The organism is Micromonospora sp. ALFpr18c, assembly GCF_008868155.1.
Taxonomy (GTDB): domain Bacteria; phylum Actinomycetota; class Actinomycetes; order Mycobacteriales; family Micromonosporaceae; genus Micromonospora.
Window position 1 is genome coordinate 1 of record NZ_WBKR01000101.1, and the last position, 22478, is coordinate 22478.

The following is a 22478-nucleotide window of genomic DNA, read 5'->3' on the forward strand; positions in this document are numbered from 1 at the left end:
TAGAGTTACGGCGGTCATGGCGGAGGGGAAACGCCCGGTAACATTCCGAACCCGGAAGCTAAGCCCTCCAGCGCCGATGGTACTGCACTCGTGAGGGTGTGGGAGAGTAGGACGCCGCCGGACAATCATTCCAGAAAAGGTCACCCCGCAGGGGGTGGCCTTTTCTGCGTTTCCGAGGCTTGTGCGCAACCCTGGTTGTGGTGACCGACTCGGTGATATCGGGGTGTCCCGGGGCGGGGCTCCCCCGATATCACCGAAACCGAGTCGGTCAACGAGATTCGGGCGGGTGGGTCAGTCGCGGGTCTGCATTCCGGCGCGGAGGTTGCGCATTGCGCATCAGGCTGCCGGCGTCGCTGACCGAGTTTGCGGCCCGTGAGCCGGTTCGAAGCGGGCAATCACCCCGGCATGATCGTGCTGGATCCAGGAAACAGTTCTCTCCTCGTGCGTGCGAGGCCACTACAACCACGATCCAGCACGATCATGCCGGGCAGGTCGGTGCGTGCGTGCGCCGCCGCGGTATCGGCGGCGAGTTCATGGGCCCGCTCGAAGAGATGTGGCATCCGCCGCGCACCGACTCCGCGCCGAGGTCCGCGTGCAGGACGAGCGTGTGATCCCGCTGCCTCCGCAGGGCGGGAGGCGCCAGGCGCAGGGCGGCAGCCCCGGTCAGTCGACCTCCTAGCGAGAGGTCGCTCAGGACGGGCGAGAGGTCGCTCAGGACGGCTTCGGGCCGCAGACGTAGCGGGGCTCGGCGTCGTAGCGCCAGCTGAACTTCTCCCGCTTCACCACCACGCCGCCCTTCTTGATGACCCGGAAGGCGTCCTGGGTGAAGCCGTTGATGCCGTTGCTCGGAATGCACGAGGGGCCGGGTTCGAGGTGGATGAGCTTCGGCGTGGTGATGTTGCGACGCGGGCCGTACTCCGTCTTGACGCTGTCGTAGATCTTCGTGCTCCAGATCGACACGGTCACCGAGCTGGACGTGTACGAGGTGTCGATGAGCAGGCCGTACTCGGTGTTGTTGCGGAACTTGAAGTCCAGGTCCGGCCAGAAGATGGTCGACTCGATGACCGCCGGGTACCGGTCGAACCAGTACGAGTGCGGTTTGTGCTCGACGTCCTCCATGCCCGCGTAGTAGGAGGCGTTGAACAGCGTGGTGGTGAACTGCGAGGAGCCGCCACCGACGCCCGGCACCAGCTTGCCGTCCAGGATGACCGGGGCGTCCCGGTATCCCTGCGCGTAGCCACGCTCGCCGGTGTGGCCGTTCAGCGAGAACGTCTTGCCCGGCAGGACGACGGTGCCGTCCACGTCCCTGGCGATGGTGGCGATGTTCTGGCTGCGCGACGATGCCATGCCCCCGGTGAACCGGGTGGTGAACGTGGACACCCGCTCCTTGATGCCCAGGCTGGCCAGCTTCTTCGCGGTCAGCTCCGGTGGCGTGGGCTTCAGCTCGCCGGTGACCTCGCGGCCCTCCGACTTGGGCAGCACCGCGAGCAGGTCCCGGCCCAGCGTGGCCGTGTCGAGCTGCTGGCCAGGCTTGCCGTCGGTGACCTTGGGTCGGCCGCCGGAGATGGAGACCGTGGCGTCCTTCGGCGGCACCTCGATGGCGTTGAGGTCGTCGCCGAGGGCCGCGCGCAGCCGCTTGACGTCGACCGTCGGGGTCAGCGTGCCGGCCTTGTCGGCGGTGAACCGCAGGCTCTTCGCGATGGCGGCGGACGGTACCTTCACCGAGCCCTTGTCGGTGCGCAGCGTGACCGGCGCGGCCACCGCCGGCTTCGCCAGCTCGTTGACGAGCCTGTCCAGCTCCTCCGGGGTGGTCGCCGGGTGGCTCTCCACCAGCGGCACGGTGATCGGGTCGCCGGCCAGCCAGCCGGCGCGGACCACGTCGGCGGAGCGCTGCGGGTCGAGGGCCATCCCCGGCTTGGGCTGGACGACCTTCGGCGTGGTGCCCTGGTACGTGATCGCCGGCATGGTCATCCCGCGAGCCACGGTGCCGAGCGCCTTGCTCAACGTGGCATCGAGCCGCTCGACGTCGACGGTGACCACCGGGTCGACGGTGCGGGAGCCGACCAGTCGGCTGACCGGGTGCGCGGCGGCCTCGGCCGCCGCCGCGACGGTGGCGGGTACGTCGATGGCCAGCCCCACGTCGGCCGGTTTGATCTCGGTGGTGCGCTGCCCGACGGTGACCCGCAGCGGCGCGGCGAGGGTCGCGGCACGCCGGTCCAGTTCTGCGCGCAGTGCGCGATCCGCGTCGGTGCGGCTCCGGCCGCCCAGCTCGGCACCGAGCACGGTGGTGCCCCGGGGGACGTCTCCGGCGTACGCCCAGGCACCGGCGCCCGCGACGGCGGCGAACACGCCACCGGTGACGCCGGCGGCGAGCAGCATCCGCATGCGGCGTCCACGACGAGGGTCGTCCGTGGGCTCGGCGACGGCCGGTGTCGTCACGGTCTCCGGCCCGTCGTCCGGCCAGGTGACCGCGGTGACCTGCACGGTGGGCCGGTCGTCGGCGGGCGGAGTCTTTTCGCCGTACAGCGTCACTGCAACCTCGATCGCCAGGGTGCCGCGGGAGGTCCCCCTCCCGGAGGACACCTACGGTAACGAATGCCCGGCCGTCCCCGCGGGCTGCGCCCACCTGCGGGGCTGCGGCGTGTCCGAGCCGGGTGGGGGTGGTGCCGGCGGCACACCGGTGACCTGGCACGGTGACGGGGTGGGTGTTGCGGAGCGGATGCTGGCGTACGGCGGTGGACGGTTGGACCGGGCGGGTGCGCTGCGCACCGATCCGACCCGGCTGAACGCGTTGCTCGACGAGCCGGGCACCGTCGTGTTGCCGCTGTGGCGGGACCGGTGTCTCGTCGACGGGGACGGTCCGGTGCGGCTGACCGCGGAACGGGCGGCGCTCGTCCGGTCCGCCGCCGGCGAGACCGTCTTCCTGGGTTTCGACGGCGACGTCGCCGTGTTCGCCGTGGACCTCTCCGCGCTGGACGAGCGGCCCGCCGTCGAGATGGCGGGTGCGGCGAAGTCCGTCGACGTGCGGGCGCTGGTCGGTCGGCTCGACGCGGACGGCGCGGCCGTCCAGGCGTACGCGCGGGGGTTGCTGCACTGGCACCGGCAGCAGCGGTTCTGCGGCGTGTGCGGTGCCCCGGCCGTCACCGGCGGCGGCGGACACGTCCGGACGTGCACCGGTGCGGAGTGTGGGCGGTTGCTGTTCCCCCGCATCGAACCGGCGATCATCGTGCTGGTCGAGGCACCCGGCCCGCCGGGGCGCTGCCTGCTGGCCCGGCACGCCGGTGCGGCGGAGGACGCGTTCTCGACGTTGGCCGGGTTCGTCGAGGTCGGCGAGAGCCTGGACGACGCGGTCCGCCGCGAGATGGCCGAGGAGGCCGGGATCACCGTCACCGACGTGACCTACCAGGGGTCGCAGGCGTGGCCGTTCCCCGCCGGCCTGATGGTGGGCTTCCGGGCCACCGCGACGTCCGACGAGGTACGCGTCGACGGCGAGGAACTGCTGGAGGCGCGCTGGTTCACCCGTGCGGACCTGCGGGACCGGCTGGCCTCCGGTCGTACGCTCGGCCGGGTCGACGCGATCGACCACCGCCTGCTGCACGACTGGCTGTCGGGGAACTAGACCGATCGGCGGGCGGGCAGGGCCATCAGCAGGGTCGTCACGATGGCCGTGCCGAGGGCGGCGAGCAGGAGACCGGAGACGGTACGCGGTCGCACGATCGCCGCGACGCTGACCAGGGCGGCCGTGCCCACCCACAGTGGTGCCGCCGGCCACCGCACGCCGGCCGCGAGGCGGTCGTTGAGCAGCACGAACGTGACCGCGTAGAGCGCGCCGACCGCGGCGAAGATCGGCGCGTACCGGCCGAGGTGGGTGTACTCGGGTCCGCCGACGAGGCGGAAGGCCAACCCACCGGCGAGCGTCGACGCGAGCACCAGCACCAGACCGCATCCGCCGGTCACCGCGAGCGCCACGGTGCGGCTGCGGCGGTCGCCGCGTGCCAGCCGTGGGAGGGCGAGGACGGCGGCGACCTGCGGCGCCCAGAGGGCGCCCTTGCTCAGGACCGTGCCCACCGCGTACGCCCCGGCGCCCGTCGGAGGGAGCAGTTGCCGGGCCAGGAGCAGGTCGGCGTAGGAGACGACGAGCATCGCCAGGGTCGCACCGCAACCGGCGGTGACCTGCGCGACGGTCAGTCGTGGTGTAGTGGCCGGTCGGTCGGGTGTGCGGGCGAGTCGGGCCAGTACGACGGGGGTGAGCGCGGCGGTCAGCGCGCCGGCCACGAGCGCGCCGGTCAGTCCCGCGCCGAGCAGCAGTGCGGCGATCACCCCGCCGTAGCGGCCGGCGGCGAGCAGTGCCATCGCGGCGGCGAGTCGCAGGAATCGTTGACCGCCCTGCAGCTCGCCGAGTGAGCGGGAGGACAGCACGACCGCGGCGGTGGTGACCGCCAGTAGCGCGGGCACCTCGACCGGCAGGTCCAGGGCGGCGACCAGCAGCGGCGTCGCCACGATCATCGCCGCGGCGCACACGGCGGCGGTCACCGCGGTGAGCCGTCGGGTGTCGGACGACCCGTGCCGGGCATGGTGCACGGCGACGGCCAGTTGCAGACCGAGGCCGGGCACGGCGGCGATGGCCACCAGGCCGAGGGCCGTGGCGAGCGCGCTGAGGTCGGCCGGGTCGAGCCGTCGGGCGGCGAGCACCGGCACCAGGTAGGCCAGGCCGTTGACGAGGACGCCGGCCAGGGTGACGGCGGCTCCCGCCGCGCCCAGGCCGGTCGGCCGTGTGCCGGTCGGCTCCGTCCCCGCGTGCGGGGCGGGTCGCTCGGTGCTCACGTGATCTCGGAGAGGGCGGGGACGGCCGGCTCGTCCGCTTCCGGAGTCGTGGGCGGTGCCGGTGCCGTCGGGGTCGGTCTGGTTCGGCGTACGGGTCGTCGCCGGGCGGCGGTGGAGAGCCAGCGGGCGCCGAGGGCGACGACGATCGCGAGCTGCGAGGCGGCGTCGGTGTACCGGTGCGCCGATTCGAGGTACAGCCAGCCGGCGAGCACCACGAGCGCACCCGGGAGCCACGTCTCGACGGCCCGGCTGATCGTCCGGGCCCGTCGTGGGTCCGCCGTCCAGGGCAGGCGGCGTGGCCCGGGTACGGCCAGCATGAACCCCGCCGCGACGAGCAGGCCGCCGATGAGTCCACTTCGACAGCACCAGCGCGGCGGCGCCCACGGCCAGCAGCGGCAGGGAACGGGTGAGGCGGCGTCGGCCGCGCGGTACCGGCGTGCTCCCCGTCGGCTTTCGCTGCGGCAGCACCGCGAGGAGGACCACCACCAGCAGCAGGATGCCGCCGAGCAGCAGTCCCGCGCGGTACGTCGTGTCCGGGGTGAAGCTCAGCAGCACCTCGCCGGAGGCACCGGCGGGGAGGATCCAGCCCTGCTGCCAGCCGTCCACCACCAGCGGCGCGAGTGTCCGCCCGCCGATGGTCGCCTGCCAGCCGGTGTTGGTGTTCTCACGGACGGCGAGCACCCGGTCGACGGGGTGCGCGGACACCCGTACCCGTCGCTCGGTGGCCGCCCACGACTCGACCTGGATGGTGCTGGCGGCCGCCGCCGGCGCGGGCGTGGGCGTCTGCGGCACGAGGGCGACCAGGGTGGGCGAGGCCAGCGTGCTGGCGGTGGTGACGACGCGGTGCTCGCCGCGGCCCAGATCGAGGCGCCGGGCCCGACCCGCAGGCCAGCTTGAGGGGCGTGTCGAGGCGGGGTTCGACGGTGGACGCCCCGGGCAGGACGGTGACCTCGCCGACCGCGATGGGCAACGACTCCGGTAGCCGCAGCTTGTACGGGTCGAGGCTGCTGGCGGACGGCTTGTCGAGGAACTGGATGGTGATCTCGTCGGTGCGCATCGGCGGATCCAGGCGGAGCAGCCCGTCGTCGCCGAGCAGGCTGCTCCGGAACCCGTCGTCGCCGACCACCCGGACGCTGCCGAGCCGGGTGGCGGCCACCTCGTCGTCGACGGCGAAGCGGAGCCCGGTGATGGTCTGCGGCTTGAGCCACTTGAGGCGCAGGATCGGTGCCTCGTCGTTGACCGCCGGCGTGCTCGGTCTGCTCGCTGTCATCGCGGGCGTGTGGCTGGTGACACGGCCCAGTGGTGGTTCCGCTTCCGCCCGGCACCGCGCCGAGCCGGCCCCGGTCGCGCCGGTCGCCGACCCGACTCCGACCCGGGTGGACCAGGAGCCGGTGCGCGACACGGACACCGTCGAGCAGCCCACGCCCCAGCCGGTGGGTGGTCCGCTGAGCGACGAGATTCCGCCGGCGTCGACGAATTGGAAGTCCGAGGACCCGACGGTGCCGACCCAGCGTCCGGCCCCCGGCGAGGTGGATCAGCGCTGACGCGCGCACGACCGAAGGGGTGGACCGCATCGCGGTCCACCCCTTCGTGCTGCACCAACCTGCGAACCTTACATTTGTTACCTGATTGTAATTGGTCAATGTCTCGTCACTTTGCGTCGCTCGACCGGGGGTTTTTGTCGGTTTTGCTGCCACTTTGGACGCTTCGCTGCTGGGCCGGTTCGACGCATCGTGATGCCGGGATGCCACTCGGTGGCACCGGTGTTACCGCCCGGTAATTGGGGGGTTGTGAGCTGCGCCGCAACGGGTGCACCATCAAGCTCGATCGTTACCCGCCGGTAACAGTTGCCCGGCCCCAGGCGGGGCCGCCAGTTCGGGACCGGCCCGCGCGCATCCACTGAGGAGGAACCCGTGCAGGAGCGGTTGAACAATCAGGGGCGTACCCGGTGGCGGCGGTTCGCCGCCATGATGGTGCCCGCGACGGCGGCCGCCGGCGCCATCCTGTTCGGCATGTCGAGCGGCGCGATCGCGTCCGACATCACGGTCTCCGGACAGACGTTCAAGATCGGTGCCGACCGCCTGGAGGGCGACGGCTTCAAGCAGTACGGCGGCATCGTCCGCGAGAAGGGCAAGGCCGGCAAGGCCGGCCAGGTCCACCCGGTCGCCCTCTCCGAGATCAGCAGCGCCGAGCTGTACAACCTCTGCCAGTCCGTCCGCGCGGACCTGCCCGGCCTGCCGGTGGTGCTCACCATCAACGCCGGTGAGGGCAAGGAGCCCGCCCGGGCCAAGGACCTGCTGATCGCGATGGACTCGCTGGACGGCAACGCCACCTTCACCAACATCAAGATCGGCCGGGACGCGAGGGACCTGAACCCGACGGCGCAGGCCGGCTCGTTCGGCCAGAACTCCGAACATGTCAGCATCACCAACCTGCAGCAGGTGTCCCGCTACACCACGGCGGCCACCTTCAACCTGGTCGGGCTGCGCCTGAAGGTCAACGTGGGCGACGACGCCAAGGGCAAGGAGTGCTTCTGAGGTGAGTCGCGGCCCGCGGTGGTCGACCACCGCGGGCCTGCCCCGGTCCCCGTCCCCGCTCCGCCAGGAGGAGTACGTGACAACCGCGAACCCGTCCCACGCCCGGCCCGGCCGTCCGGCTCAGGCCTGGCGGAGCTTCCGCCGCTGGCAGCGGAGCCGGCCGTTCGCCGGTGGTCTGCTCACCGCCCTGGCCGGGGTGGAGATGTTCGCCTCCACCCGGATGACGCTCAACGGCCTGAGCTTCCACAGCGGAGCCAGCGGTCTGCTCTCCCTGCTGATCCCGGTCATCCTGGTGACCTGCGGCCTGCTGCTCTGGCTCACCCCGGCGCAGCGGCTGTTCTACTCGGTCGTCGCGGCGGTCACCGCGGTCTACTCACTGATCGGCCTCAACCTCGGCGGCTTCTTCGTCGGCCTGTTGCTCGGCATCGTCGGCAGCGCGCTCGCCTTCGCCTGGACGCCGACCAGCCCGGCCCCGTCGGCTGCGGCCGAAGCAGAGACCGCCGAGCAGGCCGTCCCCGAGCAGGCCGTCCCCGAGCAGGCCGGTCCCGAGCAGGCCGGTCCCGAGCAGGCCGGTCCCGCTTCCGAGCGGGCGGTGCCGGCCGACGCGAGCGCGCCGCCCGAGTGGCCGGGGCGTGCGGCTGATCCGCGGTCGTTCGGCATCACCCTGCTGGTGCTCGGCCTCGCCGCCGCTGGTCTGGCCGTCCAACCCGGAGCGGTGCAGGCCGCGCCGAGCCGCCCATCCGCCACCGCCTGCCCCACCCCCTCCCGGACCGTCACCCCGTCGCCCAGCCGCAGCGCGGCCACGCCGACACCGACGCCGAGCCCGACGCGCGGTGGCAACGTCATCACCGACATCCTGGACGGGATCGGTGATCTGCTCACCGGGGGGCACCGTACGCCCAGCGCGACGCCGTCGGCGAGCCCGACCGCCCAGCCGAGTGGCACGCCGACGACCCGACCCGGGTCGGTCACCTGCCCGTCGTTGCCCCCGGGCAGGCCGGTCAAGCCGGGCGGGCCGGGGAAGTCCGACAAGCCGGGCACGGTCGAGCCGGGCAAACCGCTGCCGCGCATCGCCGCCGACCCGGCCCTGCCGACGGTCGCGCAGACACCGTCCAAGCTCACCGGATCCTCGGTGAAGATGACCGGGCTGCGGTTCGAGGGGATCACCGAACTGCACACGGTGAAGGGCGACCTCGAGGTGCTGAAGTTCAGCATGCGGGAGGCGGTGACCGAGGACTTCCACCTGCGCGCCGACGGCCCGCAGGGGCGCAGCCAGCGATATGCGACCGACCGGCTGACCGTCAGCGGCGACGTGGCCTTCTACGCCACCCGGTTCGTCGGCCGGTTGTTCGGCATCAAGATCACTCTGACTCCGGACCTGCCGTTGCCCAACGGCATCCCGGTCACCTCACCCATCCCGATCACGTTCACCGACCCGGTCATCGACCTGGCGTTCGTCACCAGCAACACGCTGACCGCCCGGCCGGCGCTGGCGCTGAGCCTCGCCTGAGCGAACGGCTCCGGCTGCCCACGGCTGGTCGTACCGTCGGCAACCGGAGCCGTCGACGGCTCAGAGCCGGGCCAGCGCCCGGCGCAGCGGGTCGAGGCCCAACGCTCCCAGGTCCAACGCCTGCCGGTGGAACTCCCGCAGGTCGAAGTCCGCGCCCTTGCGGGCCTTCGCGTCCTCGCGGGCCTGGAGCCAGATCCGCTCACCGACCTTGTACGACGGCGCCTGCCCCGGCCAGCCCAGGTAGCGGTTCAGCTCGAAGCGCAGGTTCTCGTCCGGCACCCGGCAGTGCGCCCGCATGAACTCCCAGCCCAGCTCGGGCGTCCACCGCTCGCCGGGGTGGAAGCCGAACGGATTGTCCTTCGGGATCTCCAGCTCCAGGTGCATGCCGATGTCGACGATCACCCGCGCGGCACGCATGGCCTGGCCGTCGAGCATGCCCAGCTTGTCGCCCGGATCCTCCAGGTAGCCCAGCTCGTCCATCAGCCGCTCCGAGTAGAGCGCCCAGCCCTCGCCGTGCCCGGAAACCCAGCACAGCAGACGCTGCCAGCGGTTGAGCAGGTCGGCCCGGACGGCGGTCTGCGCCACCTGAAGGTGGTGACCGGGCACGCCCTCGTGGTAGACGGTGGTCACCTCCCGCCAGGTGGAGAAGTCGGTGATGCCCTGCGGCACCGCCCACCACATCCGGCCCGGGCGGGAGAAGTCCTCGCTCGGCCCCGTGTAGTAGATGGCGCCGTCGCTGGTCGGCGCGAGGCAGCACTCGATGCGGCGTACCTCTTCGGGGATGTCGAAGTGGGTGCCGTGCAGCTCGGCGATCGCCTTGTCGGCGAGGGCCTGCATCCAGTCGCGGAACGCCTCCTTGCCCTGGATGGTCCGCGCCGGGTCCGCGTCCAGCTTGGCCACCGCCTCGTCGACCGTGGCACCGGAGCCGGCGATCCGCCCGGCGACGACCCGCATCTCCGCCTCCAGGCGGGCCAGCTCGGCGAAGCCCCAGGCGTACGTCTCGTCCAGGTCGACCTTCGCACCGAGGAAGTACTGCGAGGCCAGCTCGTAGCGTTCCCGTCCGGCGGCCTGCTTGTCCCGGCCGTTCGGGGCCAGCTCGGTACGCAGGAACTGGCCGAACTCGGCGGTCGCCGCGGTGGCCGCCGCCGCTCCCCGACGCAGGTCGGCGCCGAGGGTGCCCTCCGCGCCCAGCCGTTCGACCAGCCCGTGGAAGAAGTTGTCCCCGGTCGGGTCGGTCCAGATGTCGCACTGCTTGGCCACCTCGACCAGCTGCACCTTCGAGCTGACCTGGCCGGCGGCGAGCGCCTCGCGCAGGGTGGTCTTGTAGCCCTCCAGCGCGCCCGCCAGCCCGTTCAGGCGGGCGGCGATGTTGGCCTGTGCGTCGGCCGTGGCGGTCGGCATCAGGTCGAACACCATGCGGATCTCGTGCAGCCCGCTGGTGATGACGCTGACCTCGCTGGTGGCTTCACCGGCGTCGTAGCGGGCCAGGTCGAGGCCGAGTCGTTCCTGCATGGCCTCCTTGGCGATCCGTTCCGCCTCGGTGTCCGGCTCGGTCACCTCAAGCTCGGCGAGGGTCCGACGGGTCAGGTCGGCGCGTGCCCGGTAACCCTCGGGTGAGAGGTCGTCGAGCTGGTCGTCGTGGCCGGCGATGCCGACATAGGTCGCGCCGGTGGGGCTCAACGGCGCCCACTCGGCCACGTAGCGGTTGGCGAGTTCATCAATTCGTCCCACGGTGCGACACTACGTGACCACCCCGCCCCGGTGTCGATGACGTTTGTCGTGTTCAGGCGGCAGATGCAACGGGTGAAAGTCACGCGACTTTGTCGTACGCCTGAGGCAGAGTGTCAGGGGTGACCACCGATACCGCTCCTGACAAGGCGCCGCTGAGTGCCTGGCTGCCGGGGTTCCTCGCCCTCGCCGCCATCTGGGGATCCAGCTTTCTGTTCATCAAGATCGGGGTGGCCGAGCTGCACCCGGTTCAGCTCACCCTCTACCGGGTCGTCGCCGGCGCGCTGACCCTGCTGGTCGTCCTCGCGGTGCTACGCGACCGGCTGCCCCGCGAGCCCCGGGTGTGGGCGCACCTGACCGTCGTGGCCGCGTTCGGCGTGGCCGTGCCGTTCACCCTCTTCGGTTACGGCGAGCAGCGGGTCGAGTCGATGCTGGCCGGCATCTGGAACGCGACGACTCCGCTGATCGTGCTGCCGCTGGCGGTGCTGGTCTTCCGCACCGAGCGGTTGACCGCGCGCCGGGCCGTCGGCCTCGGGCTGGGCTTCCTCGGGGTGCTCGTGGTCCTCGGGGTCTGGGAGGGCCTCGGCGGAGCACACTTCGTCGGGCAGTTGATGTGTTTCGGCGCGGCTGCCTGCTACGGCGTCGCGATTCCGTACCAGAAGCGGTTCGTCGCCGGCAGCGCGCACTCCGGCCTGTCGCTCTCCACCGCGCAGCTGCTGCTCGCCGCCGCGCAGTTGGCCATCGTCACCCCGTTCATCGCGGGCGCGCCGCCGCTGCCCACCGAGCTGTCGCCGAAGGTGGTCGCCAGCGTCCTGACCCTCGGGGCGCTCGGCACCGGTCTCGCCTTCGTCATCAACATGCGCAACATCCGGGTGGCCGGTGCGAGCACCGCCTCCACCGTCACGTACCTGATCCCGATCTTCGCGGTGCTGATCGGGGCCCTGGTGCTCGACGAGCGGCTCAATTGGCACCAGCCGGTCGGCGCGCTCATCGTGCTGCTGGGCGTCGCGGTCGCGCAGGGCGTGTTCGCCCGCCGGAGGCCCCGCCCGGTGCCCGGCGTCGGCCTGCCCGCCGCGCTGCCGTCAGGCTCCGCCGCGCTGCCGTCAGGCTCCGCCGCGCTGCCGTCAGGCTCCGCCGCGCTGGACGTCAGGCCCCGGCGTGCGTCCACTCCACCAACTGCTCCGCCGACCAGGTGTTGACCACCCGATCGGCGGGGACGCCGCAGAGAGCGGCCCGCTCGCAGCCGAACCGCTGCCAGTCGAGCTGACCGGGCGCGTGCGCGTCGGTGTTGATCGCGAACCGGCAGCCGGCCTCCTGAGCACGCCGGATCAGCCGCTTCGGCGGATCCTGCCGCTCCGGCCGGGAGTTGATCTCGACGGCGGTGTCGTGCTCCACGCAGGCGGCGAAGACCGCGTCCGCGTCGAAGTCGCTCTCCGCGCGGGTCCGGGCACGGTGCCCCCGGTCGCCGGGACCGGTCACCCCCGCCGGCCGGGACGACACCATCCGACCCGTGGGGTGCCCGAGGATGTCCAGGTGCGGGTTGGCCACCGCCCTCAGCATCCGCCGGGTCATCCGCGCCCGGTCGTCCTTCAGACCGCTGTGCACCGAGCCGACCACCACGTCCAGCCGGGCCAGCAACTCCTCGTCCTGGTCGAGTGAGCCGTCGGCGAGAATGTCCACCTCGATCCCGGTGAGGATCCGGAAACCCTCCGGCAGCGCCTCGTTGACCTGCGCCACGTGGTCGAGCTGGCGGCGCAGGCGGGCCGCGGTCAACCCCCGCGCCACCGTCAACCGCGGCGAATGGTCGGTCAACACCATGTACTCGTGGCCCAACTCCACCGCGGCCAGCGCCATCTCCTCGATGGGTGAACCGCCGTCGGACCAGTCCGAATGCGTGTGACAGTCACCGCGCAGGGCGGCACGCAGCGCCGTGGCCTCGGCGTCCAGGTCGCTGCCCTCGGTCGCCACCAACCGGCGCAGGTAGACCGGTTCCTCACCGGCCAGCGACTCCGCCACGCACCGGGCCGTCACATCGCCGACGCCAGTCAGTTTGGTGAGCGTGCCGTTGCCGGCCCGCTCGGCCACCTCGGCCGCCGGCAGGCCCGCCAAGGCGGTCGCCGCCGAGCGGAACGCCCGCACCCGGTACGTGGCCTCGTTGGCCCGTTCCAGCAGGAACGCGATCCGGCGCAGGTCGGCGATGGGATCCCGGGCCTTCATCCCACCGAACCTAGTCGCTGCGGGACCGGTCAGGGAGCCTTCGGGCAGCCGTGTTTGCGCTGCCACGCCGTGACCTCGGCGGCCGGTTCCCGATTGCCGCCGCGCCGCCACGAATCCAGGTAGCGCGCCGGCCAGAGCACTCCGCGCCGGATCCACCAGCCGTCCTTACCGGTGCACGGCGGCGAGATGCCGAAGTGCACGTGGCAGACGTTGTTCGCGTTGCCGGTGCGGCCCACCTTGCCGAGCTGCTGCCCGGCGCGGACCCGCACCCCGACGTCGACGCCGGTGGACACGACACTCAGGTGCGAGCCGTAGTAGCGCACCCCGTCGTCACCGAGCAGGGACACCGAGAGGCCGCCGTTCTCCGGGCCCTGCGGCCCCCGCTTGGAGTACCGGTCGACCCGACTCACCTGCAGCACCGTCCCGTCGGTCACCGCGACGAACGGCTCACCGCAGTTGGCGAAGAGATCCGTGGCCGGATACGCCGCGTGCGTCGGGTGGTAGTCGACGTTGCCGGCACGTACCGGAAAGACATGCCGCAGCCCGGCGCGGGGTGCGCTCGCCGACGGCGTGGCGGACGACGGTGCCGGGCGCGCCGGGCCGCCGGCCGTCGGCGTGGCCGCCGCCGCCGGCTGCTCGCCGGTCGACCACATCGCCGGCGGCGTCGGTGCGGCGCCCGCCGGCGGCGCCCCGGGCCGGGTGGTCGCGCAACCGGCGGCGAGCACCGGGGCGAGCAACAGCAGGAGGGGGTACGCCGGACGCGCGCGGCGACCGATCGTCGGCGAGGGCATCCGGTCATCCTGGCAGAGCCGGTACCGTGGGAACGAACGGCGCGCGTAACGGAGGGCAGCGACGGTGACCATCGCCCGACCCGACCCCGTCCCGGATCCCGGTGCCGCACGGCCGGCGCCGCGTACCCCGTCGGGGCTCTTTCCGGCCGGGCCGCCGACCCAGCCCACCTACCGCGAACCGCACCCGGTCACCGGCGGTGGTGTCGCCGCGGGCGGTGGCGCGGCGGCCGTCTGGCTGCTGCTGTTCGGCCTGCTCGGCACCGAAGTGGCCAGCTACGCGTGGTGGACGGTGATCGCCGGCCTGCTGGCCTGGATCACCGCCCTGGTGCTGGTCCGCCACGGCGACCGCGGGGTCGCCACCGGCGTGGCCATCGTCACCGCCGGTGGTTGGAGCATCGCCGCCGCCGTGGTGGCGGTGCGCTGGGCCACCAGTGGTGACTGGCCGCTGTGGTGACCGTGCCGCGGCGACCCCGCGAGAGCCGCCGTTGACTGCGCGGTGTGCCCGGTTGGCTGCGTAGCGAACGCCGTCTTGACGTGGCCGCCGAGACTCGGCACGCTCGGCACTATGGCCTGGACCACCCCGCGGCAGGACCCGGATCGCAGCCGCCGCCGCCTGCAGTTGCTCGCCGAGCTGGCGGGAGCCCGGGCGGTACGCCAGCGCAGCCGGCCGCAGCGACAGCGCACCGAGCGTCTGCGCCAGCTCATCGCCACCCGCCGTCGGGTAGCCGGCTGACCCGAGTTTGTCAGGAATGACCGGCCGGTCGGGGCGTTGACCGGTCGCCTGCCGACCCGACCGGCTAACGTGCACGCGTAACGAGTCGGCGCTGTGCCGAGGGGCTATTGGGGGGACCGTGTCGTACTTCGCTGCGGCCGTGGTGCGCGACGACAGTGGCTGGACCGCCGCAGAGGTCAGCCTGCGTGGCGCCACCGACATCGACGAGGTCGCCGACCGGCTGCGGGACGTCGACCAGGAAGCCGACGTCTCGTTGCTCTTCGTCGAGGCCGACGACGCGTACCTGGTGATCCTGCGCCTCGACGAGGGCGAGGACCTGCGGGTGTTCGGGTCGGACTCCGCGTACGCCGAGGAGTCCCGGCTGGGTTCGCTGCTGGTCGGTGACCTGAAGACCTCGGTCACCGGGCTCGACGGCGACGAGGAGCCCCGCCCGGCGGCCGGCGGCGACGACGAGAGCGAACAGCCCGTCGTCGACCCGGAGGCCGACCCGGTGGGCGACGCCGACCTGCTGGCCAACCTGGGCATCTCCGCGCAGAAGCTGCTGACCCTGTGCACGCACGAGGGGATGCTCCCGGCGGACGTCACCGCCGAGATCTGCGAGGTGCTCGGCTGCGTCGACGAGGTCGAGGAGCTGCGTGAGGTCTGAGCCGGCCGACGCGACCGACCCGTCGCTGGAGACGCTCCGGCCGGGGCAGCCGACACCCGGCGCGGTGGGTCGCGCCGGACCGGGCGCCCACGAAGGGCTCGCCGACCCGGGTGAGCTCGGGCGACGGCAGCGGCACGAGCTGTGGATGCGCCGGGCCCTGGAGGTCGCCGTCACCGACCCGGCCGCGTCGATCGGCGGCGATGCGATCGACGACATCCCGGTGGGTGCGGTGCTCTACGGGCCGGACGGCACCGAGCTGGCCGTCGGGCGCAACGAGCGGGAACTGACCGGCGACCCGACCGCCCACGCCGAGGTGCTGGCCCTGCGTCGAGGTGCCGAACGCGCCGGCCGGTGGCGGCTGGACGGCTGCACCCTCGTGGTCACCCTGGAGCCGTGCACCATGTGTGCGGGCGCCCTGGTGCTGGCCCGGGTCTCCACGGTCGTGTTCGGCGCGTGGGAACCCAAGACCGGCGCGGCCGGCTCCCTGTGGGACGTGCTGCGTGACCGTCGGCTCAACCACCGCCCCGAGGTCTACGGCGGCGTGCTGGAGGCCGAGACCGCCGCCGTCCTGCGCGCCTTCTTCCGCTGAACCCCCGGCCGCCGGTCAAGCCGGCGGCAGGGTGACCGTGGCGACCAGGCCGCCGGCCGGCCGGGGCTGCGCGACTCTGGTCATCGGCGGCTTCGCCGGTCTCTACCCGGCGGTGCGTGCCGCCCGCCTCTCCCCGACGGAGGCGCTGACCGCCGTCTGATGGGGCGGGCCTGATGCGAAAGAGCGTGATGACTGTGCGGCATATTTATGCCACACAGTCATCACGCTCTTTGCGGTGCCGCCGCTGTTGCGGCGGGTCAGGCGATGATCGTGTCGAGGGCGATCTCGACCATCTGGCTGAAGGTCTGCTCCCGCTCCTCCGACGTGGTCTTCTCGCCGGTCTTGATGTGGTCGCTGACCGTCAGCACCGTCAACGCCCGAGCCTTGAAACGGGCCGCGATCGTGTAGAGCGCCGCCGACTCCATCTCCACCGCCAGCACGCCGTAGTCGGCGAGCGTGTCGTAGAGGTCCGGCCGGTCCGTGTAGAAGGCGTCCGCCGCCAGGATCGGTCCGACGTGCATGGCGATGCCGCGCCGCTCGGCCACCTCCACCGACGTACGCAGCAGCCCGAAGTCGGCCACCGGCGCGTAGTCGATCAGCCCGTCGAAGCGCATCCGGTTCATGTTCGAGTCGGTGGACGACCCGATCGCGGCCACCACGTCCCGCAGTTGCAGGTCGGTGCTCAGGGCACCGCACGAGCCGACCCGGATCAGCGTCTTCACGCCGTACTCGTTGATCAGCTCGTGGGCGTAGATGGAGGCGGACGGCATGCCCATGCCGGAGCCCTGGACGGAAACCTCGACGCCGTTCCAGCGGCCGGTGAAGCCCAGCATGCCTCGAACCGTCGAGTAGCAGGTGGCGCCCTCGAGGTAGGTCTCCGCGATCCACTTGGCCCGCAGCGGGTCGCCCGGCATCAGGACCCGCTCGGCGATCTCGCCCGGCTTCGCGCCGATGTGCGTACTCATGGCAAAGATCCTGCCAGGCCGGCTCGGGCGATACCGGTTCGGTGTCCGAACCAGCCGTGCTGTAGCCTCGTCGGCGGTGGCGTGTCCGAGTGGCCTAAGGAGCACGCCTCGAAAGCGTGTGAGGGTTTACGCCCTCCGCGGGTTCAAATCCCGCCGCCACCGCTCTGTAGTGCCGAAGCGCCCGGTCGATCCTCGCGGATCGACCGGGCGTTCCGTGTCAGAGCTGCTGCTCGCCGCCGTCGACGAACAGATCGCCGCCGGTCATGAAGCTGCTCTGGTCGGAGGCCAGGAAGAGCAGTGCCCGTTCCGGGATCCGTTGCTCGGCGCGCCGGGTCGCGGCGGCGCGGGTCAGCAGGGGCCGACGCCCTCGTCGAAGAGGCGGCGGGCCCAGTCGGCGTACCCCGCGATGGTTTTTCGGACCGTGCGCCCGTCGTGCAGGAACAGGTACGCACGGTCGCCGCTGCGGGCGAGCAGCCCGTCGAGCCGGAACGTCCCCTGTGGAGCGCGCAGGCGGGTGACCGACGGATAGCGGGCCCAGACCTGGTCGACGGGTGAGCCGGCGGCGATGCCCTCGGGTGTCCGCGTCGGGTCGCCGACCCAGAGCAGCACCAGTTTGTCCTCGGCGAAGACCGGGCTGACCGTGTCGTGGCCGGCGAGCATTGGCCCGCAGGTGTCCAGGCCGGTACGCAGGACGCCCCGGCGGGTCAGTTCGTCCTCGGTGTCACCGAACTCGATGTTGTTCAGACCGTTCAGGTCGATGATCTCCACGCTGCCGGCGGGCCGACCGTCCGGGGCCGGCCCGGTGGGCGGTACGCCGCTGCCCGCGATCGAGGCAGCCGTCATGAGCGTGGCAATGAACGCAAATTGTCGCAATTTCATGGAATCCCCCAGTCCCCAACGGGACGGGAGCGTTCAGGTTGCTGCCCAGCGCCGGATTACTGGTTTTCCCACTGTTCGACCAGCTCGTCCCAGTAGTCGGCGCTGAGTCGACGGCGTCCGTGCGCCAACCAACCGGCGGTGTTCCGCTCCAGATGCAGCCCCAGTTCGGCGAACGGGTCGATCCACGTGCCCCGCTCCGCACCGAGCCGGGTCAGCGCCGAGTTGATCGGCCACTGCTCGCGCGGCCCGTCGAAGACGTCGTCGAACCGCGGACCCCAGGACAGCCCGCCACCAAGCCACACCACCGCCGACTGGTGGCCGGCGCCACCGCCGAACTCCGCCTCCAGGTACGCCACCGGCCCCGACCGCGACCAGCCGGCCAGCACCTCGACCAGCGGCGGCGACAACACCAGCCCGAACGGCTGCTCGGCGCTGCGGTCGTCCACCGCGTAGTCCGGCAGCGACCCGGTCAGCTCCACCACCAGTTGCGGGGTGACCGGCAGCAACGCGAAGTCCTGGCGCAGCCCGCCGAGGACCGCGTGATCCAGCTCGACGGTCTGCTCGCGGAGCAACTCCACGTCCGCGACCACCGCGCTGAGCTGGTAACCCATCGAACCCTCCGCCGTCCGCAGCCTGTGGATAGAACATGTGTACGACGGGTTCCGGGTCCGCCGGTCCCTGGCACGCTACCGGCCGTCTTTCCCCGGTTGGGCCTCAGCTGGCGGGTGTCGGGGCGTCGGCCCGCAGCAGCCCCTCGGCGCGGAGGTGGTCCCACAGGCCGACCGGGACCGGGCGGGCGTGCAGGTCGACGTTGCGGGCGACCTCGTCCGGGGTACGTACGCCCACGGTCACGTTGACCACCGCGGGATGCCCGAACGGAAAGGCGACCGCCGCCGCCGGAAGGGTCGTGCCGTGCTGCTCGCAGACCTCGGCGATCCGCACCGCCCTCGCCACCACGTCCGGAGGGGCGTCGGCGTAGTTGTACTTGGCGTCCGGGCCGGGCCGCTCACGGGCCAGCAACCCGGAGTTGAAGACACCCACGGCGATGACGCTCTTGCCCTGCTCGACCGCCGCCGGCAGGACGTCGTCCAGCGCGTCCTGCTCCAGCAGCGTGTAGCGGCCCGCCAGCATGACGACGTCCGCCGCCGTCTCCCGCAGGAAGCGCGCGAGCATCGCCGACTGGTTCATCCCTGCGCCGATGGCCCCGATGACGCCCTGGTCACGTAGCTCTGCCAGGGCCGGCATCGCCTCGTCGGCGGCCTGCGGCCAGTGGTCATCCGGATCGTGGACGAACACGACGTCCAGCCGGTCCAGGCCGGTGCGCTCCAGGCTCGCCTCGATCGAACGCAGCACGCCATCCCGGCTGTAGTCGCGCTCCGGACGTACCTCGTCGGAGACGTCGAAGACGTCCACGCCCTGCCCGACCGGTCGCGGGTTGGGCGCCAGCAGGCGGCCGACCTTCGACGAGACCACGAACTCGTCCCGGGGGTGACCCCGCAGGGCGCGGCCCAGTCGCCGCTCGGACATCCCCAGGCCGTAGAACGGCGCGGTGTCGAAGTATCGGATGCCGAGATCCCACGCCGCGTCGACGGCCGTCAGCGCATCGTCGTCGTCCACCGCCTGGTAGAGGTTGCCGATCGCCGCACCGCCGAAGCCCAGCTCCGTGACCTTGACCGGGGTTCCCGCAATTCGTCGCCGTCGCATCCCGCCACGCTAGGTCGTGGCAGCCGAATGATCAATGAATGATCGTGGCCGTTCAGGCCCGCCGGGCAAGCTGGGTGACGAACGCGCGCCAGGCCGCCGGCGCGAAGGCGAGCGCCGGACCGGCCGGGTCCTTGGAATCCCGTACGCCGACCACGCCGGGCAGGTTGTCGGCGACCTCGACGCATGCGCCGCCGTTGCCGCTGCTGCGGCTGCTCTTACGCCACCGTGCGCCGTTCAGCTCCATGACTCCGCCACTTCCGTGATGAGATCGACCGACTGCCAGTGGGACAGCGCCTCCCCGCGCACGTTCTCCCATGCCGCCATTATGGTCGCGATGTCGTCCGGGTCGCTAACGACTTGTCCCTGGAGTTGGTTGTCCAGGTAGCCGGCGACCCGGTGGTCGTGGCTGTTGGCGATCACGAACGGCCCGTTGAGGCCGGCGTACGCGCCGACCGCGCTGGGCACGACGTGCACGCGGATGTGCGGCTCGGCGCACGCGGCGACCACGGCCAGCAGTTGCTCACGCATGGTCGACCGGCCGCCGACCGGCCGGCGCAGGATCGCCTCGTCGATGACCGCCGTGAACTGCGGTGAGTCGTCCCGTTTGAGCACGCCCTGCCGGCCGAGCCGGACGGTGAGATGCCGCTCGATCTCACCCCGGGGGATCAGACCCGCGCCGCCGAGCACCGCGCGGGCGTACGCCTCGGTCTGGAGCAGCCCCGGGAGAACCGTCGACTCATACCAGCGCAGCGACACCGCCTCGCGCTCGATCTCCTGCCATGGACGAAACCAGATGGGATCACGACGTCTCGAAGTGTCCGGCCAAATGTCAGAAACATCCTTGTGCAGGGCTTCCGCCGCCGCCAGGCGGTGCCGAGGATGCGGGATGCGGCCCTCGGTCAACCAGCGGCCCACGGTCTTCGGGTCGACGCCGACAGTCTCGGCGAGGGATTCGGTGGTGTGCCCGGTGTCGCTGAGTGCCACCCGTAACGCGTCGTTCACGGCCCCTCCATCGGATGTCTCGAATATCTGGAGACCATATCGCTACGCGGTGTACCTGTCCGACTACGCGCCGGAGGGTGGTTCCACAGAAGACGGCGTGACCGGTGGAGGCGCGCGAGCCCGGCGGTCGGCGTCAGTCAGAGGGTCGCCCCGACGGGGAGGCGGGGCGACCCTCTTCCACCGCGAAGGAGGCCCGCACATGCCCCGCCGTCGACACCGGGACCACCTACCGAGCCGCCCCACCTGGCGCTGCGCGGCGTGCGGCATCGCCTGGCCCTGCTCGGCCGCGAAGCTGCGGCTGCTCGGGGAGTACCGGCACGATCGGCTGGCGTTGACCGTCTACCTGGCGACCGTCCAGGTTGAGGCCAGCGAACAGCTCATCGACGTCGACCCGGCCCGGCTGACCGAGCGCTTCCTCTCCTGGGCCCGCGCCCGCGCCTGACTACCCTGGGCCTCGCTCCTGGGGCTCGCGGTTGACCTCGCGTGCTGTCATCGGGCACCCGCCGGGCGCCGGTGAGCCGGTCCCGGGCCGTGCCGAGGCCGTACCACACCGCGTCCGGTAGGCCCGCGGCCCGCTCGGTGATCTCGACGACCCGACCCTACTTCGAGACCACCGACGCGACCGCGAGCAGAACCGGCGACGGACAGGCTGCTGGACGGTCAAGCTCGACCTTGCGGATGCTCTTCGGCCGGGCGTGCCCGGCGTGAACCGACTGGTGGTCGATTCCGTTCCTGTTGATGAGTCGTCGGCCGAACGACACGTCGGGACAAGGGGAAGTTATGTCCATTCAGCAAGAGCAGGCCATCAACCTGCGCAATGTCATGGATTGGCTCGGTCGCCGGTCATTGAAATTTGACCCTGATCCCAGAGCAGGTGAGGCCGCAGCGTATCTCCAGGATGTCGAGGATACGGGTCTTCCGGATACTTTGTCAGGCGGTGCGGAAGAGTTCTTCCGCGACGGGCTCGGACACACCGTTGCCGCCGTCAACAACGGCGAGGTGTGAGACAAATGCCCTCTGGTGGGTCGGAAATTGAGCTTAGTTTCAGAGAGCGTGCTCTGCAGGAAAATATCGAAGACTTCGAGAGATTCATCAAGGCCAAACGTGCTCTTCCGCAGCGATTCGACGTTAGCGAAGTAGAGGACGCTATTTACGCATGGTTCAGTGCAATCCGCAGAGTTGGGGCTATGGATCATGGAGGGCGGTTGTCTGCCTTTGCAAACAGATGGAATTTCACAACAGTCGTTGCTGGTAACAAGCTGATTTTGGGCCATTCGTCGATGTTGATGTTCGATTATTTCGCTGGCAGGGCGGCGTGGCCGAGTACGGCGACGGATGGTGCGGTGAGGGGGCCGTCCGGGCCGTCTGTGGTGGCGCAGCAGCAGGCGGTGGCGCAGCAGTTGGCGGTGCAGCAGCGGCCAGCCCTGATGGTGCCAGCGGTCCCGGTCTTCCCGGCACCCCTGCCGGGACAGCACACTCCGTCTTGGGGTAGTTCGGCCGGGCCACCGCCCGGCTGGTCGGCTGCATCGACCGGGCGCGCGAGAGCCGCGTCCCGATCGTTCGCACCCGCCACCCAGGCCGCACCACACCCCCCCATCGCCGCAGCGCCGGGCAGCTATGCCGGTTCAGCTTTGCGGTCCACCCCGTCGGCGGCCGCCACGGCGTCACCGGCACAGTCACTGAGCCCGGCGTGGCAGGTACCGAGTAGAGGATCCAGCTGGGCCAGTTCGGCACCATTCCCCGAAACGCCAGCCCCCACTGGACCGATTCCCAACCTCAGCCCACCGGAGTACGCCCGCGAGGCCGCAACCGGACGGCCATACTTCCGTGATCTTATCGACGAACGGGTCGCAGCCGCAGCGGTGAGCGCTCAGTGGGACAGCGTCACGGCCCACATGATCCCGCATAGCCCCACCTCCACGAGCACAGCCCGGAACACCGCAGCCGCAACCCCGACCCCCCCGCCAACCGGGGTGTTCCGAAGGTAGAGGTATGCCCGTTTCGAGGGCTGTTCGCCAACGGTTTCCGACGAACTTGGTTAGTAGGTTTCAGTGGCGGGGAAGCGGTCGCTGAAGGTAATGGCGAAAGCGTTCAACGCTGGTTTCCCGCGCATCGTCCATCGGGTTCTGCCTGCTCCGGTGGGGTCCAACGATTCGATCGCGTTCGTCGAGCAGATCAGCCGCCGGATACCTGCCACCCCACCGCCTAGTACGGCAGCCGCCATTTGCTAGTTGGCCAGGGCATAGTCTCGGTTGAGTCGGGTGCGTTGGTGGAACCAGCGTGCTCGGGCTTGGTGGCGGCGTCGCCAGTTGCGCCAGTGGGTGTCGTGGTCGGTGGGTTTCGGTCGGTGCCA

General features: G+C 71.3%; 24 protein-coding genes, 1 tRNA gene, 1 rRNA gene and 2 pseudogenes. 14 read left to right on the plus strand and 14 right to left on the minus strand.

The window, feature by feature from the left end; genetic code table 11:
* Window positions 1-6: 6 nt before the first annotated feature.
* A 5S ribosomal RNA gene (gene rrf, locus F8271_RS18440) occupies window positions 7-123 on the plus strand.
* Window positions 124-395: 272 nt separating this feature from the next.
* On the opposite strand, the gene F8271_RS32450 is transcribed toward rrf, so the two are convergent.
* Window positions 396-560 carry a hypothetical protein gene (locus tag F8271_RS32450; protein WP_192580351.1) on the minus strand — a complete coding sequence of 55 codons (165 nt, stop codon included), beginning with the start codon at window positions 558-560 and terminating at the stop codon, window positions 396-398.
* Between the two features lie 151 nt (window positions 561-711).
* Window positions 712-2532 carry a VanW family protein gene (locus tag F8271_RS18450; protein ID WP_151491010.1) on the minus strand — a complete coding sequence of 607 codons (1821 nt, stop codon included), beginning with the start codon at window positions 2530-2532 and terminating at the stop codon, window positions 712-714.
* 187 nt (window positions 2533-2719) lie between these two features.
* On the opposite strand from F8271_RS18450, the gene nudC reads away from it, so the two are divergent.
* The gene (gene nudC / locus F8271_RS18455; RefSeq protein WP_151491026.1) at window positions 2720-3619 is read left to right on the plus strand and encodes an NAD(+) diphosphatase; all 900 of its coding nucleotides are present in this window, start codon (window positions 2720-2722) and stop codon (window positions 3617-3619) included.
* Here nudC and F8271_RS18460 read toward each other — a convergent pair.
* Together F8271_RS18460 and F8271_RS18465 are read right to left on the minus strand one after the other, a co-directional pair.
* The gene (locus tag F8271_RS18460) at window positions 3616-4761 is read right to left on the minus strand and encodes a polysaccharide biosynthesis protein (protein WP_151491027.1); all 1146 of its coding nucleotides are present in this window, start codon (window positions 4759-4761) and stop codon (window positions 3616-3618) included. The two genes, nudC and F8271_RS18460, sit on opposite strands and share 4 nt — an antisense overlap.
* A gap of 59 nt (window positions 4762-4820) precedes the next feature.
* Window positions 4821-6121: pseudogene (locus F8271_RS18465) on the minus strand (DUF3367 domain-containing protein); the annotation flags it as partial.
* Here F8271_RS18465 and F8271_RS18470 point away from each other — a divergent pair.
* From F8271_RS18470 to F8271_RS18480, 3 genes are all read left to right on the plus strand, one after another.
* The gene (locus F8271_RS18470; RefSeq protein ID WP_225854608.1) at window positions 6102-6368 is read left to right on the plus strand and encodes a hypothetical protein; all 267 of its coding nucleotides are present in this window, start codon (window positions 6102-6104) and stop codon (window positions 6366-6368) included. The pseudogene F8271_RS18465 and the gene F8271_RS18470 overlap by 20 nt on opposite strands.
* Window positions 6369-6737: 369 nt before the next feature.
* On the plus strand, window positions 6738-7361 hold the full coding sequence (locus tag F8271_RS18475) for a DUF6230 family protein (protein WP_151491011.1): 624 nt from the start codon (window positions 6738-6740) through the stop codon (window positions 7359-7361).
* A 76-nt stretch (window positions 7362-7437) separates the two neighbouring features.
* On the plus strand, window positions 7438-8871 hold the full coding sequence (locus F8271_RS18480; RefSeq protein WP_151491012.1) for a DUF6114 domain-containing protein: 1434 nt from the start codon (window positions 7438-7440) through the stop codon (window positions 8869-8871).
* 60 nt (window positions 8872-8931) lie between these two features.
* Here F8271_RS18480 and F8271_RS18485 read toward each other — a convergent pair whose 3' ends face one another.
* Window positions 8932-10602 carry a DUF885 domain-containing protein gene (locus tag F8271_RS18485; protein WP_151491013.1) on the minus strand — a complete coding sequence of 557 codons (1671 nt, stop codon included), beginning with the start codon at window positions 10600-10602 and terminating at the stop codon, window positions 8932-8934.
* Window positions 10603-10721: 119 nt separating this feature from the next.
* Here F8271_RS18485 and F8271_RS18490 point away from each other — a divergent pair, with 119 nt between their 5' ends.
* Window positions 10722-11798 carry a DMT family transporter gene (locus tag F8271_RS18490; protein ID WP_225854609.1) on the plus strand — a complete coding sequence of 359 codons (1077 nt, stop codon included), beginning with the start codon at window positions 10722-10724 and terminating at the stop codon, window positions 11796-11798.
* On the opposite strand, the gene F8271_RS18495 is transcribed toward F8271_RS18490, so the two are convergent.
* On the minus strand, window positions 11746-12816 hold the full coding sequence (locus F8271_RS18495; RefSeq protein ID WP_151491014.1) for a PHP domain-containing protein: 1071 nt from the start codon (window positions 12814-12816) through the stop codon (window positions 11746-11748). The two genes, F8271_RS18490 and F8271_RS18495, sit on opposite strands and share 53 nt — an antisense overlap.
* Window positions 12817-12845: 29 nt before the next feature.
* The gene (locus F8271_RS18500) at window positions 12846-13607 is read right to left on the minus strand and encodes a M23 family metallopeptidase (RefSeq protein ID WP_151491015.1); all 762 of its coding nucleotides are present in this window, start codon (window positions 13605-13607) and stop codon (window positions 12846-12848) included.
* Between the two features lie 64 nt (window positions 13608-13671).
* Here F8271_RS18500 and F8271_RS18505 point away from each other — a divergent pair, with 64 nt between their 5' ends.
* From F8271_RS18505 to F8271_RS33850, 5 genes are all read left to right on the plus strand, one after another.
* Window positions 13672-14061, plus strand: coding sequence for a hypothetical protein (locus F8271_RS18505; protein ID WP_151491016.1), 390 nt, complete (start codon window positions 13672-13674; stop codon window positions 14059-14061).
* A gap of 111 nt (window positions 14062-14172) precedes the next feature.
* Complete coding sequence (locus tag F8271_RS32455; RefSeq protein WP_167454701.1) at window positions 14173-14340, plus strand: hypothetical protein; 168 nt, start codon at window positions 14173-14175, stop codon at window positions 14338-14340.
* A gap of 118 nt (window positions 14341-14458) precedes the next feature.
* Window positions 14459-14986 carry a tRNA adenosine deaminase-associated protein gene (locus tag F8271_RS18510; protein ID WP_151491017.1) on the plus strand — a complete coding sequence of 176 codons (528 nt, stop codon included), beginning with the start codon at window positions 14459-14461 and terminating at the stop codon, window positions 14984-14986.
* A 145-nt stretch (window positions 14987-15131) separates the two neighbouring features.
* Complete coding sequence (locus F8271_RS18515) at window positions 15132-15575, plus strand: nucleoside deaminase (RefSeq protein ID WP_151491028.1); 444 nt, start codon at window positions 15132-15134, stop codon at window positions 15573-15575.
* A 37-nt stretch (window positions 15576-15612) separates the two neighbouring features.
* On the plus strand, window positions 15613-15735 hold the full coding sequence (locus tag F8271_RS33850) for a hypothetical protein (RefSeq protein ID WP_255473707.1): 123 nt from the start codon (window positions 15613-15615) through the stop codon (window positions 15733-15735).
* A 97-nt stretch (window positions 15736-15832) separates the two neighbouring features.
* On the opposite strand, the gene deoD is transcribed toward F8271_RS33850, so the two are convergent.
* Entirely contained in the window at window positions 15833-16540 is a 708-nt protein-coding gene (gene deoD / locus F8271_RS18520) for a purine-nucleoside phosphorylase (protein WP_151491018.1), read from the minus strand.
* A 75-nt stretch (window positions 16541-16615) separates the two neighbouring features.
* Here deoD and F8271_RS18525 point away from each other — a divergent pair.
* A tRNA-Ser gene (locus tag F8271_RS18525) sits at window positions 16616-16702 on the plus strand.
* 186 nt (window positions 16703-16888) lie between these two features.
* On the opposite strand, the gene F8271_RS18535 is transcribed toward F8271_RS18525, so the two are convergent.
* The 5 genes from F8271_RS18535 to F8271_RS18555 all read right to left on the minus strand — a co-directional run bounded on the left by F8271_RS18535 (window position 16889) and on the right by F8271_RS18555 (window position 20125).
* The gene (locus tag F8271_RS18535) at window positions 16889-17383 is read right to left on the minus strand and encodes a hypothetical protein (protein ID WP_192580352.1); all 495 of its coding nucleotides are present in this window, start codon (window positions 17381-17383) and stop codon (window positions 16889-16891) included.
* A gap of 92 nt (window positions 17384-17475) precedes the next feature.
* Complete coding sequence (locus tag F8271_RS18540; RefSeq protein WP_151491020.1) at window positions 17476-18030, minus strand: hypothetical protein; 555 nt, start codon at window positions 18028-18030, stop codon at window positions 17476-17478.
* Between the two features lie 103 nt (window positions 18031-18133).
* Window positions 18134-19123: an aldo/keto reductase gene (locus tag F8271_RS18545; protein WP_151491021.1), complete on the minus strand. Its 990-nt coding sequence runs from the start codon at window positions 19121-19123 to the stop codon at window positions 18134-18136.
* Between the two features lie 52 nt (window positions 19124-19175).
* Window positions 19176-19367: a DUF397 domain-containing protein gene (locus F8271_RS18550; protein ID WP_151491022.1), complete on the minus strand. Its 192-nt coding sequence runs from the start codon at window positions 19365-19367 to the stop codon at window positions 19176-19178.
* Window positions 19358-20125 carry a helix-turn-helix transcriptional regulator gene (locus tag F8271_RS18555; RefSeq protein WP_151491023.1) on the minus strand — a complete coding sequence of 256 codons (768 nt, stop codon included), beginning with the start codon at window positions 20123-20125 and terminating at the stop codon, window positions 19358-19360. The genes F8271_RS18550 and F8271_RS18555 overlap by 10 nt, the downstream gene beginning before the upstream one ends.
* Before the next feature lie 199 nt (window positions 20126-20324).
* Between F8271_RS18555 and F8271_RS18560 the strand changes: the two genes are divergently transcribed.
* Window positions 20325-20567, plus strand: a complete 243-nt coding sequence (locus F8271_RS18560; protein ID WP_151491024.1) for a flavin reductase — start codon at window positions 20325-20327, stop codon at window positions 20565-20567.
* A gap of 338 nt (window positions 20568-20905) precedes the next feature.
* Entirely contained in the window at window positions 20906-21130 is a 225-nt protein-coding gene (locus F8271_RS18565) for a hypothetical protein (RefSeq protein ID WP_151491025.1), read from the plus strand.
* A gap of 1033 nt (window positions 21131-22163) precedes the next feature.
* Here the strand turns inward: F8271_RS18565 and F8271_RS34215 are convergent.
* A pseudogene (locus tag F8271_RS34215) lies at window positions 22164-22313 on the minus strand (IS256 family transposase); the annotation flags it as partial.
* Between the last annotated feature and the right edge of the window lie 165 nt (window positions 22314-22478).

What these genes read in the sequence shown, in the direction of transcription:
- F8271_RS32450 (WP_192580351.1), bottom strand. Translation starts at nt 560, where the DNA reads ATGCCACATCTCTTCGAGCGGGCCCATGAACTCGCCGCCGATACCGCG.
- nudC (WP_151491026.1), top strand. Translation starts at nt 2,720, where the DNA reads ATGCTGGCGTACGGCGGTGGACGGTTGGACCGGGCGGGTGCGCTGCGC.
- F8271_RS18495 (WP_151491014.1), bottom strand. Translation starts at nt 12,816, where the DNA reads ATGAAGGCCCGGGATCCCATCGCCGACCTGCGCCGGATCGCGTTCCTG.
- F8271_RS18500 (WP_151491015.1), bottom strand. Translation starts at nt 13,607, where the DNA reads ATGCCCTCGCCGACGATCGGTCGCCGCGCGCGTCCGGCGTACCCCCTC.
- F8271_RS32455 (WP_167454701.1), top strand. Translation starts at nt 14,173, where the DNA reads ATGGCCTGGACCACCCCGCGGCAGGACCCGGATCGCAGCCGCCGCCGC.
- F8271_RS18515 (WP_151491028.1), top strand. Translation starts at nt 15,132, where the DNA reads ATGCGCCGGGCCCTGGAGGTCGCCGTCACCGACCCGGCCGCGTCGATC.
- deoD (WP_151491018.1), bottom strand. Translation starts at nt 16,540, where the DNA reads ATGAGTACGCACATCGGCGCGAAGCCGGGCGAGATCGCCGAGCGGGTC.
- F8271_RS18535 (WP_192580352.1), bottom strand. Translation starts at nt 17,383, where the DNA reads ATGACGGCTGCCTCGATCGCGGGCAGCGGCGTACCGCCCACCGGGCCG.
- F8271_RS18540 (WP_151491020.1), bottom strand. Translation starts at nt 18,030, where the DNA reads ATGGGTTACCAGCTCAGCGCGGTGGTCGCGGACGTGGAGTTGCTCCGC.
- F8271_RS18545 (WP_151491021.1), bottom strand. Translation starts at nt 19,123, where the DNA reads ATGCGACGGCGACGAATTGCGGGAACCCCGGTCAAGGTCACGGAGCTG.
- F8271_RS18550 (WP_151491022.1), bottom strand. Translation starts at nt 19,367, where the DNA reads ATGGAGCTGAACGGCGCACGGTGGCGTAAGAGCAGCCGCAGCAGCGGC.
- F8271_RS18560 (WP_151491024.1), top strand. Translation starts at nt 20,325, where the DNA reads ATGCCCCGCCGTCGACACCGGGACCACCTACCGAGCCGCCCCACCTGG.
- F8271_RS18565 (WP_151491025.1), top strand. Translation starts at nt 20,906, where the DNA reads ATGTCCATTCAGCAAGAGCAGGCCATCAACCTGCGCAATGTCATGGAT.